This window comes from Bacillus marinisedimentorum (assembly GCF_001644195.2).
In the GTDB taxonomy this organism is placed as follows: domain Bacteria; phylum Bacillota; class Bacilli; order Bacillales; family Bacillaceae_O; genus Bacillus_BL; species Bacillus_BL marinisedimentorum.
Map to the genome: position 1 here is coordinate 13,238 of NZ_LWBL02000003.1, position 18,372 is coordinate 31,609.

The following is an 18,372-nucleotide window of genomic DNA, read 5'->3' on the forward strand; positions in this document are numbered from 1 at the left end:
ATCTATTATAATTATAGTGTAAACGTCTGTACACTGGAGAGGAAGAGAAAACTTATATGGAAATAGTTACGTTGTCATATAATCCGGTATTGATAATGGTCGCAGTATTGTTATCAATTATAGCGGTATATACAGCGCTCGATTTGTTCACGCTTTTGAAAAGTTCTGAGAGGAATAAACGATTTCTGTTTTTAGGCGGAACTTTTTCGATGGGAATCGGAATCTGGATTTTGCATTTTATCGGAATGCTTTCAGCCGAATACAAGGGCGGAGTCAAGTATGAGTTTACGATAACTGTCCTGTCGATGATTATCGGCATCTTTTTCAGCGGTGCGGCCTTCATGATGATCACCGGCAAAAGAATGAGGCTGTCCAACCTCGTTTCAGGGACATTCTTTTTAACCATGGCTGTCATGTCGATCCATATGCTCGGCATGTATTCCATCAATCTTGAAATACAGTATAACTGGCTGTTGATGGCATTTGCATTAATAGTCACTTTCGGATTGTTTTTATTTTCACTATGGGTCTTGTTTTATTCGAACATAGCTTCAAAGTCTAATAGACTCTGGGTGAAGCCGCTCAGTGCCCTCCTCATGACGGGGGCTGTCGTTCAGGGGCATTTTCTTTTCATGCGTGCGGCCACGTTTTTACGCCCTGAAAATCTGGTTACGCAGCAGCTTCATTCCCAGGAATCGATCATCATTTATCTTGTCGTTTTCGTCGGTATCCTCATCGTTGCCGGCTTGCTTGGATCCAGCGCGATACTGAACAGCCGTTTGGCCGAAAGTGATACCGACCTTGAGGATATTAAGTCGGCTCTTGATGTTTCCGCGATTGTCGCAATCACAAATCCACAGGGTGCAATCACGTATGTGAATGACAAGTTTTGTGAAATCTCGAAATATGAAGAGCATGAACTGATCGGGCAGGATCATTCCATCTTGAATTCAGGTTACCATTCCAAAGAATTTTTTAAAGATTTGTGGAAAACGATCGGGCAGGGTGAGATCTGGAAAGGTGAAATCCGGAATAAAGCGAAAGATGGTTCACATTACTGGGTTGATACAACGATTGTTCCTTTCCTTAATAAAAAAGGAAGGCCATATCAATATGTTGCCATCCGGAATGATATCACCCAGCGCAAATTCGCTGAAGAGAGTGTCCGCAATACGTTAAAAGATATAAAGGATATAAAGTTTGCTCTTGATCAGTCATCGATTATCGCCTTCACGGATGAAAAAGGAATCATAACGAACGTGAATGATAAGTTCTGTGAAATCTCGAGATACAGCCGTGATGAGTTGATCGGCGAAGATCACCGCATTCTCAATTCGGGGTATCACAGCAAAGAGTTTTTCCAAGAGCTTTGGAGAACGATCGGGCATGGTGAAGTATGGAAGGGCGACATCCGGAATAAAGCGAAAGATGGTTCATATTATTGGGTTCATACGACAATCATTCCGTTTCTTAATGATAGTGGGAAACCGTATCAATACCTGGCAATCCGCACTGACATAACGGACCAGAAGAAGCAGGAAGAACTGCTGCACAGGCAGGATAAGCTTGCCGCTGTCGGCCAGCTGGCTGCCGGGGTGGCCCATGAAATCCGGAATCCGCTCACTTCGATGAGAGGCTACGCTGAGTTCCTCCAGATGGAAGAGATGAACGCAGAAAAACGTGAATTCCTCAATATCATTTTGGAGGAAATCGAACGAGTCAATGATATTGTTGAAGAATTCATGGTTATGGCCAAACCGAAAGCAAGCACACTGAAGAACCGTAACATCGTTCCAATATTAAAAAGTGTAGTTTCTTTGATGAGATTTGAAGCGAGAAAGAAAAATGTGAAGCTTCATTTCAATTTCGAGGACGAAATCATCCAGGTTGAATGTGATGAGAACCGCCTTAAGCAAGTCTTTGTCAATCTCGTCAAAAATGGGATCGAAGCTATGCCTGGCGGAGGCGAAATTTTCGTCAAAATCGCGGTCAAAGAAGAGGATGTTGAAATTTCGATACAGGATACAGGCGTCGGTATTCCTCCCGAGAAGCTAAAAAAAATCGGGGAGCCGTTCTTCACGACAAAGGAAAGCGGAAACGGCCTTGGCCTGATGGTCAGCTTCAAAATTATCGAAAGCCATAACGGAAAGGTTTATGTTGAAAGTGAACTGAATAAGGGCACTACATTCAACATTGTGCTGCCTAAAACGAAAAAACCGGCCTAACAACAAGCCTGGCATCAGCCAGGCTTGTTGTTTTTCTTTTTGGGCCTGTTAAGAGTAAACGGAGCAAGCATCCCCATTAATAAAAACCAAGCTTTTGTTAAAAATAAGATAACAGCCGGGATTGTTTGTGAGGTTCCGTTTGAAACAAATTGCTGATGACTGGATGTTTACGATAGGTTATTTTATGGATAATACATATATAATTATTGGTTGCGGACAGACGGCAGACAATCGGATTCTTTCCGGTTTCCAGATAGCTTCTCGTCATCGCGGCTGGATAAAATTGTGAACAGGTCAGGAGAGGATGACAGGATGAATAAATCGATCGTTACAGCTCTGGCAGCAATTGGACTTGCCCAGTTCATAAAAGTTCCGATCCAGAGGGCGAAAAGAGGAGAATGGGATTGGAAAACGGCTTTTGAATCAGGCGGTATGCCCAGTTCCCATTCAGCGGGTGTCACATCTCTGGCCACCTATATCGCACTGAAGCGGGGTGTGCCGACAATAGATTTTGCGTTATCAACGGTTTTTGGCTTGATTGTCATGTATGATGCACAGGGAATCAGAAGACAGACGGGTGAAATCACATTGAAAGTGAACGAGCTCGATGAAGAAGTGGAAAAACTGCAGGGTGAACACAATCCTGTGATGCATCAAATAAAGGAAGAACGTCTGAAAGAGATGCTCGGCCATCAGCCGGAAGAGGTTTTGGGCGGGGCGTTATTCGGAATGATTATCGGTGCTACAGGCTACTCGCTCAGCAAAAATAAAAACTGATAAAAACGTCAGGCAGATTGTGAAAGTGCGCGAGGGGGAAGGACGTTGCGTTTTGGAAGCCATGTAAGTATACAAAAAGGGTACTATCATGCTGCATTGACAGCATACAAGATGGATGCCGGGGCATTTCAATACTTTCCTAAAAACCCCCGCAGCTTGAAAGTAAAGGATTTTGACCGGCAAGATGCTTTAAGGTGCTCGGAATTCTCCAGGGAACACGGACTGCAATCGATCGCACATACCCCTTATCCCGTAAGCTTGATTCCAGCACCCGAAAAAGAAAATGAGATAATGTCCTCCATATTAAATGACCTTGAGATCGCAGAAGCATGCGGGTCACTGGGGATTGTTGCCCACTTTGGTGCTTATCGGGATCCTGATCCCCTCGAAGCTTATAAAAGGATGATTGCGTTTTTGGATGATATACTTGCCGAATGGGAAGGAAATGCACTTTTACTGATAGAAAATAACGCGGGTAAAAGCGGTGCAATCGGGACGACAATGGAAGAACACGTACAAATCCGGAAGCTGTGTGATTTTTCAGAAAAAATAGGCTTTTGCCTGGATACTTGCCATGCCTTCGCCAGTGGGATTTGGACAGGCGATAATTGGGGGGATGTTGAACAAACGGGGCTTGAACTCGATTATTTTCAACACCTTAAGGCGATCCACCTGAATAACTCCGTTTATGCTTCAGGATCTATGAAGGACCGGCACGCAAACATCTTTTCCGGACAATTGACATCACGGCAGTTTGAAGAGCTGCTCTGTTCACCTTATTTACAGGAACTGCCGATGATATTAGAAACACCTACATCTGCAGACTATTCCCACAAACAGGAGATTATCGATCTCAGGAACCTGGTTAGTAAGCACTGTTAGGGGAAGCTGCATCAGTGAAATACGAAATGATCGCCTGTATAATAAATAGAGTGTAGAGGGGGGCGAGATCGTGGATTATATTGTTTCACAATCATACCTTCAAAGGCGGCGTGAAATAAAGTGGAACCAGCAGCAAACGGTGGAAACTCATCACCAGCTGGAACTTTACCAGGACAGAATCGAAACTGCTGCGGGCCAGTTTTATATTCATGATGTATTCGATGTGTCCTGCCGGTTCATTACAGAAGGTTTCGGATTTCTTTATCTGCATACAAACCGGGGCGTTTTTCCATATCAAGTGGAGTCCTACCCCGGTGAATTTATTGATGCTTATAAACGTTTGAAATGACTCTAAATCCGTCATATGGCAGGTTATTTATTTGGTGACGAGAGGGTACACACCGTTTTCATTGTGTTCATCAAGAGCATAAAGGATGCCGGATTTCAGCTTATATACTTTCCCGTCTTTCACCGTCTCAATTTCGCCGTTCCCCTCGATGCAGTATACCGCTTCACGATGGTTCTGGTACCATATATGTGTTTTTGTACCCGCCTTAATGTTCGTATCGTTCACCGAAAACCCCATTCCATCTTTATTGAAAAGGATCCTTCTGCTTATCCATGTGCCCCCGTCCACTTTATTTTCAGTGCCGACTTCATCTGTGTTCAAATCGATATCCTTCATTCAATGACCCCTGTTTTATATAGAAGTTAACTTGAATAAGTACACCAATATGTAGAAGAACCCTAAAACAATGCGTTCTATTACATGAAGTAACAGAAGCTTTTAAAAATACAGAATCTGCTTTATCATCCTGCAGGTAAGCCTAAAACAATGCCTGGACATAAGATTGAATGAAAAAAGCCGTGCCCTTCATATCGGCACGGCTTTTCATCCTGGCTAAATTTTGATATCGACTTCGCCTTTTTTACGAAGCTTATCTACAAGCTTTGTTGTTTGTTCATCCTGTTTCTGCTGGACGAGCTGCGTTTTCAAAGAGTCTTTCACTTCTTCGAAAGGAGGCAAATCTTCCTGTTGACTGGCTTGCTCGTCATAAACCTTCTTCGCTTCTTCGTCAGTCACTGTCACTTCTTCAGTATTTTCACTGATGTACTTCTGAATTTTCATTTCATCAGCGACCTGCTTCTTTAGTTCCTTTTCTGTCATGTCGTACTTTTCAAGCGTCTTCTCATAATTGTCGCCAAGGTTTGCCTTGATATCTTCCATTGATTGATTTACTTTCTTTTCATCCGCTTCAATGCCAGCCTCATTTGCGGCTTGGATAAGCAGCGTGGAATCGACCAGCTGATTCAGTGCCTGTTTTTCCACTTGCTTGAACATGTCGCTGTTTTCCTTTTTATCGAGCTCGATGCCCTGCTGCTCATAGGCGAGGGCTACTTGTTCGACACGGCCGTCAAGTTCTTCTTGTTTTATCTTTTCGCCGTTTACGACGGCGACAGTAGCATCTTTATCCCGCTTAGCTGTTTCACCCTTTTCTCCTGATTGCTCCTCAGCCGTTTCGTTTTCCTTTTTCTTGGCTTCTTCATCTCCAGAGCAAGCAGTAAATACAAAAGCGGTTAAAACGCTTAGCAGTAATATTGAAATCTTACGTAACTTCAAATGTATTTCTCCCTTCAAACTTGTATGCAATTCCATCACATCATAACAGGACACGGCTTATAATACAACCTGAAACAGCCAGATGCCCGTTTGTGGAGCTGGATGGTGAGAAAGGAGACCAAATGATAATTACATCAGCTGATCCTTTTAACTTGTTAATTACGAAAATTACAGATAGGGGACATTTTACAGAAACGCGCACCTGTGACAGGAAGTGGCCTTTCGGGCTCGCAAGGCATCTGTAATTTATCCGGCGATCATCCCTTCCTTTATCAAATAATCTTCAACTTCTTTGAAATCATCCACAGCCACAAACGGAACATCCTTTTCCCGGAGGAGGCCCTGAAGCCCTTCTTTCGCAAATGTCAAATCTGTATGGACTGCTGGATGGGAATCAGGCTCGCTGTCCCCGATGAAAAAGATGGTGTCATATTCCTCTTTGAGCTTTTTGATCACAACTGATTTATCAATCCCATACCGTTCAGAATAATACCAATCATTCTCATCAATGTTAAGGTGAACGCTGTTATCATGAAAATAACCTTCGTTCGAAAAGACCTTCACATTCCTGATGCCGTATTCCTTTAAAATATGATGGATGTAATAGTCCGTTCCGGCACTTAAAATATAAAAGTCGCCTCCGTTTTCCTGGACTTTTTCTATAAATGAAGGGACATGCTCATCAATAGGCATTGCCGCGATATCCTTTTTGATTTGTTCTTCGTTCTGACCGATGGATGAAAAGACGTTCCGCAAGAAGTCAATATCCTTCATTTCACCGCTTTTCCATTTTTGAAAAAGCCCCCGGCCTTCCGGATAATACTTTTCAATGACCAGCATATAAAAATCCTTTTTTGAAATCGTGCCGTCAAAATCGGATACAAACGCCCATTTTTTCATTGCTGATTTCCTCCTCTTTTTATATGTAATCGTTCTTCGTATTCAATTACCGCTGCAGTACGCAGTGAATGCTGCCCGGATGAATACTGCCAGTATAGTGTATTTCCCAAAACAGCGATACCGTATGCGCTGTTTTAAACACAAGTCCTTTTATTGTTAATAAATTAAGGCTCTGTTAAACGCGGAAAGCAAAGAGGTGCGATTCAAGAGTAATCGTCCTTGTAAATGGGCTCTGGTCCAAATAAAGATGCGGAACCGATAGACTCGTCCTTGAAAAACAGAAAACAGATCTTCTGCTAACGCCGCTGTACATTCTGTTTCCGGCCTCACATCCAGATGAAATTAACCCGGGCATTCGTGCCAGAAAAAACAGAAGTTTTTGTACCCTGATCAATTAGTTCAGCTAAACGTTATAAAACGCCCTTTGCAGGAAAGCATATAAAAGAACAGGAATGTGGATAATAATGGAATGAAACTTAATCAACAATGGAGAAAACACTAACCATAGCAATCAAGAAAGGATGGGATTAGGCATGAGTATGGAATGGTTTGACAGAATCAGCGGGGAATTGCAGGATCATCTGGCATCCATCTGCGCGGAATATGGAGAGGAAGGGATAATGGCGATCGAAAAGGGATCCAGGCATCCGCGCATTGAGTTTTATACAGAGGTCGGTGAAGAACATGATACTTTCTGTGTCCTTCATTTTGATCCGCTTAATGAGGAGTTTTACATTGAGACATATGATATAGAGCTCGGCCTCATCTCAAGAACAATTCTAGAAGATTTGGAAGACATCATAGAAGCGGTGCATGAAAGTTTCCACATGTACGTGAATGGAGAAGGCGATTTTCTTGGTGACGAATTTGAAGGCGTGTATGAGGAAATCGATATTGAAGTTGACTGGGAAACCCCCGAAATGACAGCTTACATCGATGAAGAAGAGGAAGTTGAAATCACTTATAAGTTCGGAGTGGTATCAGAAACAGGCGACGGCATCCTCCAGCGCGTGAATCGAGTCGTTTCTGCTGATAACGAACTGATCACGGATGAATTCAACTTTGTCTTCAGCAAGGAAGAAGCAGGCACGATCATTTCATTGATCGCAAGCCATATGGATTCGATGAAGGGATTTGAAGAAAACCGCTGAATGAAAAGACCCCTCCAGTAAAGAAGGTAGTTCTGGTAATATGGAGAAAATGCAAAAAAGCAAGTGAAATAACTTACTAAACACAGAATGTTCAGCACCATTAAATAAAGTACAAGCAGCAAACAAAAAACAAATAAAGGCTGGGACAAAAGTATTTTAGTCAAAGAAAAATCCGGACTATGTTGCGAAGCTCTAAATAGAACTTGGCATTAGTCCGGAATTTTTTACTTTTTTGGCATTCTTAACATGAATTAATCATCTATAGAGTTGGGCAGTTTAGGTAAGTCCCAGCCTCACACTGGCCAATGTTTAGAGTATTGATCAGGAAACTGCTCCTCTGTTCTTCGGCTAAAGTCTCGCCAATCGGCGAGTTTTTTTACTGTTAAGGAATTTATAAGCGTTGTGGATAAAAAGCCAGGAGGGAAATCGTCCAGCTCCAGGCGCCAGCAATTATCGTCATAAGCGGGCGCCTTGCGCTTTTGTTCATCCACTCCAGGCGCCAGCGGCTATCGTCATAAGCGGTGATCCCCTCCGGGAGGAAAGAGCACCTCCCTGCGGGAACCTCCGCTTATGCGTACGCCGCTAAGCGGGCGCCTTGCGCTTTTGTTCTGTTCCTGGTTCGTTGGGAGGCTGTTTTTCACTCTCTCCATGGAAAAAACCGTATTTAATCAGCATGTCCTAAATATAATGAAGTATCAGGCTGATAAAAGAAGGCTTATTTTCAATGCCAAGGGAGAGGTGGAAATGCTGCATATTGTCGCCTGCATCAAGCAGGTACCAGATACGAAAGTCATTAAAATGAACCCGAAGACAAATACAATGGACCGGTCCAGTGCGCCTGCCATACTAAATCCTTATGATGCACATGCCGTCGAAGAAGGGGTGAGGCTGAGGGAGAAATACGGCGGCACGGTTTCCGTACTGACGATGGGACCGCCGCCGGCAGTGAAAGCGATTAAAAAGTGCATTGAAATTGGTGCGGATGAAGGATATATGATTTCTGACCGGGCATTTGCAGGAGCAGATACGCTTGCCACGAGTTATGCACTGACAAAGGCAATTGAAAAAATTAATTCTATCAGGAAAATCGACTTGATCATATGCGGAAAAATGACGATTGACGGTGACACGGGCCAGGTGGGGCCGGGGATTGCGCGAAGGCTTGATATTCCGCCGCTCACTTCGGTTAAGAAAGTGGACAAGATCGATGCCTCTGCCAAAATAATCAGTGTCCACCGAAAGATTGAAGATGGGTATGAAGTTGTTCAGTCGCCGCTGCCCTGCCTTTTGACAGTGGAAAAAGAGATCAACGACATTCCGTACTCCCCTTTTCCGAATATGCTCAAAGCAGCCCGTTATAAGCCGCATATCTGGTCTGTCAATGATCTTGGGGAGATCGACCGGAAACAGCTCGGTTTGAAAGGTTCTCCTACCATTGTGGCGAAGGTTTGGCCGCCGGAAAAGCCAAAAGGCGGAACATTTTTCGAAGGATCGGCACACGAACAGGCAGAACAGCTGGCTTCTCTTGTTCTTGAGAGAAAAGAATTGTTTTCTGACGAGGGGGGAACCTGATGGATTTACAGGATTATAAAGGAGTTCTCGTGTTCCTGGAGGCGAAAGAGGGGAGCATTGTTCCAGTATCTCTCGAGCTGTTGGGAGCCGGAAGGAAACTTGCGGAAAAACGTGGAGCGGAACTTGCCGGTGTACTGATCGGAGATGGTGTAAAGCCGCTTGCAAAAGCAGCCTTCGAATACGGTGCGGATATCGTTTACCTTTATGATGATCCGATATTTGAACATTACCGGACCGAATCATTCATGGAGGCATTACTGCATTGCAGCCGGAAGCATAAGCCGGAAATTATTTTATACGGCGCAACTTCAACCGGAAAGGACCTCGCCAGTGCGGTCGCCACTGACTTGCCGACAGGGCTGACAGCTGATACGACCCAGCTTGACGTTGAGGAAGATACGGGACTCCTGCTTGCCAGCCGGCCAGCCTTCGGGGGCAATATTATGGCTACCATTCTTTGCAAGAAATACCGGCCGCAAATGGCGACCGTGCGCCCGAAGGTCATGAAGGCCCTTGACCCCGAGCAGGGACGGACCGGAAAGTTGGTGGAAGAAACGGTTTCAATCCGGGAGGAGGAAATTCGTACAAAAGTACTTGAAATCGTACGGGAAACGACAAAGAAAGTAAGGATTGATGAAGCGGATATCATTGTTGCCGGCGGAAAGGGGCTCGGAAGCAAAGAAGGCTTTCAGATTGTCCACAAACTTGCTGAAGTACTCGACGGCGCAGTCGGGGCCAGCCGTGATGTCGTGGAGGCAGGATGGATCGGCCATCCGCACCAGGTCGGTCAAACCGGCGTGACGGTCACACCAAAAATCTACTTTGCAATTGGTATATCAGGAGCGATCCAGCACCTTGTCGGCATGCAGAACTCCGGACTGATCATTGCCATAAACAGTGACCGTGATGCACCAATTTTCCAGGCCTGCCATTATGGAATAGCTGGTGACGCTTTTGAAATCGTCCCGCTGTTAATTAAAGCATTCAAGGAAGCACTGGGCAGGAGGGAGGAAACACATGCCTGAGAAGTTTGATTGTATCGTAGTCGGAGCAGGACCTGCCGGAATTGCATGCGCATATGACCTTGCCAGCGGAGGTGCCGATGTGCTCCTCATCGAACGGGGAGAATACCCTGGTTCGAAAAATGTGATGGGCGGCGTTCTTTACCGAAAGATGATGGATGATATTGTTCCGGGGTTTTACAAGGAAGCGCCGCTCGAACGTCCTGTAACCGAACAGCGTTTCATGATGCTGGACAAAGAATCGGCGCTCACGTTTGGTTACAAAGGAATGGAATGGGCCCGGGAGCCGTATAACAATTTTACCGTTCTGAGGGCAAAGTTTGACCAGTGGTTTGCCGATAAAGCAGTCGAACAGGGAGCTGTCCTTGTCAATGAAACGGTTGTACTGGAGTGCATTGTTGAAAACGGCAAAGTAATCGGCGTCCGCACTGACCGGCCGGACGGGGAAGTGTTCGCAGATGTTGTCGTGCTGGCTGACGGCGTGAACTCACTGCTCGCAAAATCACTCGGTTTCCATCAGGAATACAGGCCCGACGAAGTTGCGCTTGCAACGATGGAAATTTTGAAACTGGATAAGAAAATAATCGAAGACCGTTTCAACCTGGAAGAAAACCAGGGAACGACGATAGAGATTTTTGGGGACGCAACCAAAGGAATACTCGGCACCGGTTTCCTTTATACAAATAAAAACACATTAAGTATCGGAGTCGGAACACTTCTATCCGGATTAATTAAACATAAAATAAGACCGTACGAATTGCTCGAATACGTCAAAAACCATCCGATGATCAGGCCATATATTCAGGGGAGTGAACCACAGGAGTACCTGGCTCATCTCATTCCGGAAGGCGGCTTTAAATCGATGGGGAAAATCGTAGGAGATGGTGTGATCGTAATCGGCGATGCTTCACAGCTTGTGAATGCCATCCACAGGGAAGGCTCGAATCTCGCCATGACATCTGGCCGATTTGCGGCAGAGACGGTACTGCTTGCTATGGAGGCCGGCGATTTTACTGAAAGGACGTTGGAATTCTACAAGTTCAAGCTTATGGATAGTTTTGTCGGCGATGACATGAAGAAATACAAGGATGCCACTCACCATTTCGATAAGTTCCCCCAGTATTTTGATCAATACATTCCAATGATGAACAGGGCGGCAAGCCAGATGTTTACTGTCGACGGTTCATCAAAATGGGAAAAACAGAAAAAAATCTGGCGGGATATGGGTTCGGCGAAAGACAAACTCAGTTTGGCCCGTGACGCATTAAGGGCCTGGAAGGTGATGAAATAATGAGTGAACAGAAAAAAGGGCAGTCCATCGAAGAAAAACAGTATCTTGTTCGCTTCAATGCCGATACAAAATCGCATCTTCGCGTTACGGATCCTGACATCTGCCTGACGAAATGCCCCGATAAAATTTGCACCATTTTTTGCCCTGCAGAAATTTATAAATGGGAAGACATTCGAATGCACATTGGATATGAAGGATGCCATGAATGTGGCAGCTGCCGCATCGGCTGCCCGCACCAGAATATCGAATGGGAATATCCGAAGGGCGGACACGGCATCATTTTCAGACTCGGGTAACATCCCCTGATCAAGACGTAAAAGTAAAGCCGGTTATAACATACTTCTTCATAGATACGGAAGGCAATAATTTGTTTTCCGAAAAATAAAACCCTTTTTGAGTTCTGTCTCAAAAAGGGTTTTATCGTTACCGTTTAAGCTGTTTTGGACTTCTCAATTTCTTCCATGGCGTGCTCTATGGATGGATAATGGAAAACATCCTGGAATTTCTGGCTCAATCCGGATTTATGGATCAAATCGCGGACAGGCCCTTTGACGCCTGCCACCATCAGCTCGATATCACCTTTTGTACAATTCTCCATCAATTCCTCCAAAGCGTGGAGTGCGACAGCATCAATTGAGTTGACGGCTGAGAAGTCCAGGACAATCCATTTCAGTTCCTGTCTTTCCTGCATTTTTGCACAAAGTTTGTCTTCAAGGAAAGACATGTTAGCGAAGTACAGGGAAGCATCAATCCTGAATATCAGTACCTGCGGATCGGTATCCGCTTCAGGGACACGCTCAATGTTCCGATAAACGTTTTCAGATTTCACATATCCCAGTTCGGCAACATGAGGGTATGCACTTCTCCAGATAAAGACAGCAAGGGAGAATCCGGCACCAATCAAGATCCCCTGTTCAATCCCGAGCAGCAATGTGCCGAGGAAGGTGATGACCCATGTCAACCCGTCGATTTTTCTGATATGGAATAAGATGCGGGCTTCCTTGAAATCAATTAATCCATATACCGCCACCATAATGATGGCAGCGAGCACCGCGTTCGGCAAAAAGTAAAAGAGCGGTGTGAAGAATAACAGGGTGAGCATGATCAACACTGCCGTTATAATGGAAGCAAGCGGTGTTTTTGCTCCTGCCTGATAGTTGACGGCAGAACGTGAAAATCCGCCTGTAACCGGATATCCCGAGAAAATGGAAGCTCCAATGTTTGCGAGGCCCAATCCGGAAAGCTCCTGGTTTGAACTGATTTTGTATTTCTCCTTTGTTGCAATCGCTTTAGCCATCGCAATGGATTCCATGAATCCGACAAACGATATGGTAAGTGCGATTGGCAGCAATGCGAGAACCGCATCAATGCTGAACATCGGCAAGCTTAGTGCAGGAAGTCCTCCGGGCACGGTTCCGACAATGCTGACACCCGCATTCTCATTAAGGTTTAATCCGAAAACGATCAGCGTACTTAAAACAACTACAACAAGCGGTCCCGGAACTTTTGGGACCATCTTTTTGATTGCGATAAGAATTATGATACTCCCCACGCCGATGGCAAAGGTCGTTGGATTGATCAAAGTTATTTTCTGAATCACTTCGAATAGAAGTTTGGCGACATTTTTGCCGGATTCAAGTTTCACCCCGAGCAAATGCTTCAGCTGGCTTAAACCAATAATGATAGCGGCCGCTGAGGTAAACCCGCTGATGACGGCATGCGATAAGAAGTTGACGATAAATCCAAGCCGAAGAACCCCCAATAACAGCTGAATGACCCCAACCATCAATGCCAGTAAAAACACAAGCGAAACGTATTCATCGGACCCAGGTTCAGCAAGAACACTGACCCCCGTGAATACAAGGAGTGAAACCATGGCAACGGGTCCGACTGCCAGCTGCCTCGAACTACCAAATAAAGCATAAATGATAAGAGGGATGGTGGATGCATAAAGACCGATTACCGGCGGAAGACCGGCAAGCATCGCGTATGCCATCCCCTGGGGAATCAGCATGATGGCGACGATCAGGCCAGCGGTGAAATCGCTCCCGAGATTGGCCCGGTCATAATCGCGGATCCATTTTGCTGCAGGTAAAAAATTGTTCATAAGTATCTCCTTTCAAAGAATATTCATGGATTAGGACTGTAAACATGCAGATAAGCAGATGAAAGTTCAGCTACCCATTTTAGGATGACCTTAAAAATCCCAGTCTATCCGGCCGAGGGTGCTTTTACTTGCATGACAAAATCCCTTTTGAATTTATTATATACTCATAGGGGTAATATTGAAAAGGATAAAGTGTTATTTGCAAAAGTTTTTCCTGATATTCCGTTTTTATTCGAATTGTGATGAGGAATTTTGGTTTTAAGCGTGCACGTTCAAAAAAACCAGGGTATTTTTCTGCTTTTCATTCATCTTAAAGGCATTTTTACCCCCCGGGGGGATAAAGATTCCTTGGATACGGAGATGAACTCCCGGACTGCGAATGGAAGATACTTATTCTTCTTCCAGACCATCGCAAGTTCCAAATTGACAGTCGGCTGATAAAACGGGATTGCTGTGATATTGGCACTGTGTATTTTTTTGCAAATTTGCGCAGGGAGTAATGCGACACCAAGCTTTCCTTCCACCATCTCGATCATGAAATCTTTTTGCGAGCTTTCGCACACAATGTTCGGATAAAAATGGTTTCTGGAACATTCCTCCATAATCCGGTCATGAAGCGAAAAGTCTTTCCGGTATAAAATGAACCTTTCCTGTTTCAACTCGCCGAATTCAACAGTCTTTTTTGATGCCAGCGTGTGGCTGTTATGGACAATGAGCATGAGCGGGTCGTTAAGAAGTTCAATGATTTCAAAACTGTCTTGCTGAACGGGAACATTGCAGACGAGACCGACATCAAGCGAGCCGTCATCAACTCCTTTTTTGATCTTGTTCGTTCCAACTTCAATGAGTGTGATATCCACTAACGGATGCGCTTCTTTAAAGCGGCTGATGAAGGTTGAAAAGAAAGCCGCTCCGATGATCGGCGGAATGCCGATTCTGACTTCACCTTTTTTCAGTTCCATAATATCCGTCAGTTCGGATGTCATGTTCTTAAATGCATCCAAGACATTTTTGGCATTCACAAGAACGGCTTTACCGGCATCTGTCAGTTCCAGCTTCCTTGATGACCGGTAAAATAATGGAACGCCAAGTTCATCTTCCAGCTGCTTGATCGCTTTGCTGATCGAGGGCTGAGTGACATGTAGACTTGCAGCTGCTTTCGTGAAGTTAAGCTGCCTGGCAACTTCGGCGAAATATTCGAGATGGCGTATTTCCATGTGATCATCCTCCTGTATTCATATCGGCCCCACTAAAGGCCTTTTGCTTTGCAAATGGAGAGAAAAGATTATAATAGGGACAGGCCTAACTATTTGAAATGTCTGAATACTTTCATTCTACCATAACTTAAACGAATAATAAGCATTCGAAATATTCATTTCAGTATAGGTTGGTTTTTTTATACAATAAAAAGTAAGAAAATTCGTTAAAAACAGAGTAAGTGCACTAGAGGCTAATCAACGTGCATTGAATAATGAAAGGGAGGAAATTTACAGATGAGCGAATACGTTAAAAAAGGAAATTTACAGGTGGATTCTGTTCTTTTTGAATTCATCGAATCAAAGGCCCTTCCGGGTAGCGGCGTTGACAGCAGTCAATTCTGGGCCGACTTTGAAACACTTATCAACGACCTGAAGCCTGAAAATAAAGCATTGCTTGAGAAGCGTGATGAAATCCAGCAAAAGCTTGATGAATGGTACCGAAACAATCCGAACGATTACGACTTCGGTAAATACAAAGCGTTTTTGGAAGATATCGGTTATCTGGAAGAAGAAACAGCTGATTTCAAGGTATCGACAAAAGGGGTCGATGACGAAATTGCAGTACAGGCGGGACCGCAGCTTGTTGTGCCGGTCGATAATGCCCGCTATGCGCTCAACGCGGCAAATGCACGCTGGGGAAGCCTTTATGACGCACTTTATGGAACTGATGCAATCAGTGAAGAAGACGGCGCGGAAGTTGGTTCCAGCTATAATCCAATCCGGGGCGAAAAAGTCATTGCGTTTGCGAAAAATTTCCTGGATGAGAAGGCGCCGCTTGCCGAAGGATCTCATAAAGACGCGGAAAAATATGCTGTGGCTGACGGAAAACTTTTTGTTACGCTTGAAGGCGGCAAAACGGCCGGATTGAAATACGAATCCCAATTTGCCGGTTACCAGGGCGATGAAGAAAGCCCGCAGGCAGTATTGCTGCACAACAATGGACTCCATTTCGAAATACAGATCGATCCAAACTCACCAATCGGCAAAACCGATAAAGCCGGCGTAAAAGATGTGTTAATGGAAGCCGCAACTTCAACCATTATGGACTGCGAAGATTCGGTTGCAGCAGTTGATGCTGAAGACAAGACACTCGTATACTCCAACTTGCTTGGATTATTCAAAGGCGATCTTTCTGTCACGTTTTCAAAAGGCCTTCAGGAAGTGAAGCGTTCTCTGAATCCTGACAGGGAATATAAAGCGCCTGCCGGGGAAGAAGTGAAGCTGAAAGGCCGCTCACTCATGTTTGTCCGCAACGTCGGCCATTTGATGACAACAGATGCGATTCTGGATAAGAACGGCGAAGAAGTTCCGGAAGGCATTATGGACGGAGTCGTCACAGCGCTCGTTGCCAAGCATGACCTGTTGAAAGACGATAACTTCAAAAACTCGCTTAAAGGTTCCATTTATATCGTAAAGCCAAAGATGCACGGTTCAAAAGAGGTCGCATTTGCCAATAAGCTGTTCAACCGGATTGAAGATATGCTCGGCCTTGAGCGCCATACAATCAAAATCGGTGTCATGGACGAGGAAAGACGGACGACTTTGAACTTAAAGAATGCAATCCGCGAGGTGAAAGACCGGATCGTCTTCATCAATACAGGATTCCTTGACCGGACAGGTGATGAAATCCACACTTCCATGGAAGCGGGACCGATGATCCGCAAAAACAGCATGAAATCTTCAACTTGGCTTCAGGCATATGAACAGTCAAATGTCCGTGTAGGGCTTAAAGCAGGCCTCCAGGGCCATGCCCAGATCGGTAAAGGAATGTGGGCTATGCCTGATTTGATGAGTGCTATGCTGGAGCAAAAAGGCGGCCAGCTTAAAGCAGGCGCGAATACTGCATGGGTGCCATCGCCGACTGCAGCGACACTTCACGCCCTTCATTACCATGATATCAATGTGACAGTCGCACAAAATGAACTGAAAGCGGAAAAAGGCAGCTTGCGTGATGAGATTCTGCAGGTTCCGCTTGAAGAGAATCCGAATTGGAGCGCAGATGAAATTCAGGAAGAACTGGACAACAACGCACAGGGTATCCTCGGCTATGTCGTCCGCTGGGTTGAAATGGGCATCGGCTGCTCGAAAGTTCCGGATATCAACAATGTCGCTCTGATGGAAGACCGTGCTACATTGCGCATCTCCAGCCAGCATATCGCCAACTGGCTGCACCACGGGATCTGCACGGAAGAACAAGTAATGGAAACGTTAAAACGGATGGCTAAAGTGGTCGATGAACAGAATGCAGGCGATTCTGCGTACCGGCCAATGGCTGATAACTATGATGATTCAGTCGCATTCCAGGCTGCAAGTGACCTTGTCTTTAAAGGTGTTGAACAGCCGAGCGGCTATACGGAGCCGATCCTTCACAGCCGCCGCCGTGAAGCGAAGAGTAAAATTCCAGCTCAAAAATAAAGAGTAAAAGGGCCGCTTTCATTATAAGAGCGGCCCTTTTACTGTTCAGTGGCTTCCGTTCGTTTTTTTCCCGGCCAAGATGGGTAATGTATAACTGTATACGTAACCAGAAATTAAAATGTAAGGGGCAATACATGATGAAACTGACTCCAGAACAGCGCATCACTTTACACGGATTCAACAACCTCACAAAGTCTTTGAGCTTTAATATGTATGACATCTGCTATACGAAGACAAAGGAAGAACGTGAGGCGTATATAAAGTACATAGATGAGCAATACAATGCGGACAGGCTGACGAAGATTTTAAAGAACGTGACTGATATCATCGGCGCCCATGTCCTGAATGTCGCCAAACAGGACTATGTACCGGAAGGGGCCAGTGTCACCATCCTTGTATCGGAGGGACCTGTCGTGGAAGTGCCGGATGAGGCATATGAAGAAACACCCGGACCGCTTCCTGATTCTGTCGTGCTGCAGCTCGACAAAAGCCATATCACTGTCCATACGTATCCGGAATACCATCCACAGGAAGGAATCAGTACATTCAGGGCTGATATCGATGTATCAACATGCGGTGAAATTTCCCCGCTGAAAGCACTGAACTATCTGATTCATTCCTTCGATACAGACATCTTGACGATGGATTACCGGGTACGCGGATTCACGCGGGATGTCAACGGTGAGAAACTATTCATTGACCACGATATCAACTCGATCCAGAATTACATTCCCGATGAAGTGAAAAGCGATTATGATATGATCGATGTCAATGTATATCAAGAAAATATTTTCCACACGAAATGCCGTCTGAAGGACTTTGACTTGAACAACTACCTGTTCGGTTATACGAAGGATGAGCTTGAAGAAGAGGAGCAGGATAAAATAACCCAACTCCTCGAACACGAAATGGATGAAATTTTTTATGGGAAAAATATGCTGATGAACTTAGAAAATAAAGAGGGAGAGTCGGAATAAAGGACAGCGGCCCAATGACCGGGCCGCTATTTTAATGTAACGTTAAATTAAAGTATAATCACTTCAAAACCGACAGCGGAATTTCTGCTAACCTCAACCCTGTCATGCAGCATCAGCTTTCAAAACCCGTTTTCTTTCGTTTTATGATACGCTGTAACAAAGAACTGATATAA

The 18,372-nt window shown here is 44.9% G+C and carries 15 protein-coding genes and 1 pseudogene; 11 read left to right on the forward strand and 5 right to left on the reverse strand.

Annotation, left to right across the window (positions count from 1 at the left end):
- Positions 1-56: 56 nt before the first annotated feature.
- The 4 genes from A4U59_RS00250 to A4U59_RS00265 all read left to right on the forward strand — a co-directional run bounded on the left by A4U59_RS00250 (position 57) and on the right by A4U59_RS00265 (position 4,233).
- On the forward strand, positions 57-2,225 hold the full coding sequence (locus A4U59_RS00250; protein WP_070119299.1) for a PAS domain-containing protein: 2,169 nt from the start codon (positions 57-59) through the stop codon (positions 2,223-2,225).
- A 312-nt stretch (positions 2,226-2,537) separates the two neighbouring features.
- Positions 2,538-3,002 carry a divergent PAP2 family protein gene (locus A4U59_RS00255; RefSeq protein ID WP_070119300.1) on the forward strand — a complete coding sequence of 155 codons (465 nt, stop codon included), beginning with the start codon at positions 2,538-2,540 and terminating at the stop codon, positions 3,000-3,002.
- A 45-nt stretch (positions 3,003-3,047) separates the two neighbouring features.
- Complete coding sequence (locus A4U59_RS00260; RefSeq protein WP_070119301.1) at positions 3,048-3,884, forward strand: deoxyribonuclease IV; 837 nt, start codon at positions 3,048-3,050, stop codon at positions 3,882-3,884.
- Between the two features lie 70 nt (positions 3,885-3,954).
- On the forward strand, positions 3,955-4,233 hold the full coding sequence (locus tag A4U59_RS00265) for a hypothetical protein (RefSeq protein ID WP_070119302.1): 279 nt from the start codon (positions 3,955-3,957) through the stop codon (positions 4,231-4,233).
- A gap of 54 nt (positions 4,234-4,287) precedes the next feature.
- On the opposite strand, the pseudogene A4U59_RS00270 reads toward A4U59_RS00265, so the two are convergent.
- The 3 genes and pseudogenes from A4U59_RS00270 to A4U59_RS00280 form a co-directional block, all read right to left on the reverse strand.
- A pseudogene (locus A4U59_RS00270) lies at positions 4,288-4,569 on the reverse strand (ectoine synthase); the annotation flags it as partial.
- Positions 4,570-4,785: 216 nt separating this feature from the next.
- A complete protein-coding gene (locus A4U59_RS00275) occupies positions 4,786-5,505 on the reverse strand; it encodes a SurA N-terminal domain-containing protein (RefSeq protein ID WP_070119304.1) in 720 nt (239 codons plus the stop codon).
- A gap of 246 nt (positions 5,506-5,751) precedes the next feature.
- A complete protein-coding gene (locus tag A4U59_RS00280; RefSeq protein ID WP_070119305.1) occupies positions 5,752-6,405 on the reverse strand; it encodes an MtnX-like HAD-IB family phosphatase in 654 nt (217 codons plus the stop codon).
- Positions 6,406-6,938: 533 nt separating this feature from the next.
- On the opposite strand from A4U59_RS00280, the gene A4U59_RS00285 reads away from it, so the two are divergent.
- The 5 genes from A4U59_RS00285 to A4U59_RS00305 all read left to right on the forward strand — a co-directional run bounded on the left by A4U59_RS00285 (position 6,939) and on the right by A4U59_RS00305 (position 11,737).
- Positions 6,939-7,556 (forward strand): hypothetical protein, encoded by a 618-nt coding sequence (locus tag A4U59_RS00285; RefSeq protein ID WP_070119306.1) that lies wholly within the window; start codon positions 6,939-6,941, stop codon positions 7,554-7,556.
- Positions 7,557-8,300: 744 nt separating this feature from the next.
- Positions 8,301-9,128, forward strand: coding sequence for an electron transfer flavoprotein subunit beta/FixA family protein (locus A4U59_RS00290; protein ID WP_070119328.1), 828 nt, complete (start codon positions 8,301-8,303; stop codon positions 9,126-9,128).
- A complete protein-coding gene (locus tag A4U59_RS00295; protein WP_070119307.1) occupies positions 9,128-10,153 on the forward strand; it encodes an electron transfer flavoprotein subunit alpha/FixB family protein in 1,026 nt (341 codons plus the stop codon). Before A4U59_RS00290 ends, A4U59_RS00295 begins: the two co-directional genes overlap by 1 nt.
- Entirely contained in the window at positions 10,146-11,441 is a 1,296-nt protein-coding gene (locus A4U59_RS00300; RefSeq protein ID WP_070119308.1) for an FAD-dependent oxidoreductase, read from the forward strand. The genes A4U59_RS00295 and A4U59_RS00300 overlap by 8 nt, the downstream gene beginning before the upstream one ends.
- Complete coding sequence (locus A4U59_RS00305) at positions 11,441-11,737, forward strand: ferredoxin family protein (RefSeq protein WP_070119309.1); 297 nt, start codon at positions 11,441-11,443, stop codon at positions 11,735-11,737. The genes A4U59_RS00300 and A4U59_RS00305 overlap by 1 nt, the downstream gene beginning before the upstream one ends.
- A gap of 134 nt (positions 11,738-11,871) precedes the next feature.
- Here the strand turns inward: A4U59_RS00305 and A4U59_RS00310 are convergent, their stop codons facing one another.
- Positions 11,872-13,548, reverse strand: a complete 1,677-nt coding sequence (locus tag A4U59_RS00310; protein ID WP_070119310.1) for a SulP family inorganic anion transporter — start codon at positions 13,546-13,548, stop codon at positions 11,872-11,874.
- Positions 13,549-13,853: 305 nt separating this feature from the next.
- Positions 13,854-14,765 carry a LysR family transcriptional regulator gene (locus tag A4U59_RS00315; protein WP_070119311.1) on the reverse strand — a complete coding sequence of 304 codons (912 nt, stop codon included), beginning with the start codon at positions 14,763-14,765 and terminating at the stop codon, positions 13,854-13,856.
- Between the two features lie 276 nt (positions 14,766-15,041).
- On the opposite strand from A4U59_RS00315, the gene A4U59_RS00320 reads away from it, so the two are divergent.
- Complete coding sequence (locus A4U59_RS00320) at positions 15,042-17,222, forward strand: malate synthase G (RefSeq protein ID WP_070119312.1); 2,181 nt, start codon at positions 15,042-15,044, stop codon at positions 17,220-17,222.
- A gap of 137 nt (positions 17,223-17,359) precedes the next feature.
- A complete protein-coding gene (speD, locus tag A4U59_RS00325) occupies positions 17,360-18,199 on the forward strand; it encodes an adenosylmethionine decarboxylase (RefSeq protein WP_070119329.1) in 840 nt (279 codons plus the stop codon).
- Positions 18,200-18,372 lie beyond the last annotated feature (173 nt).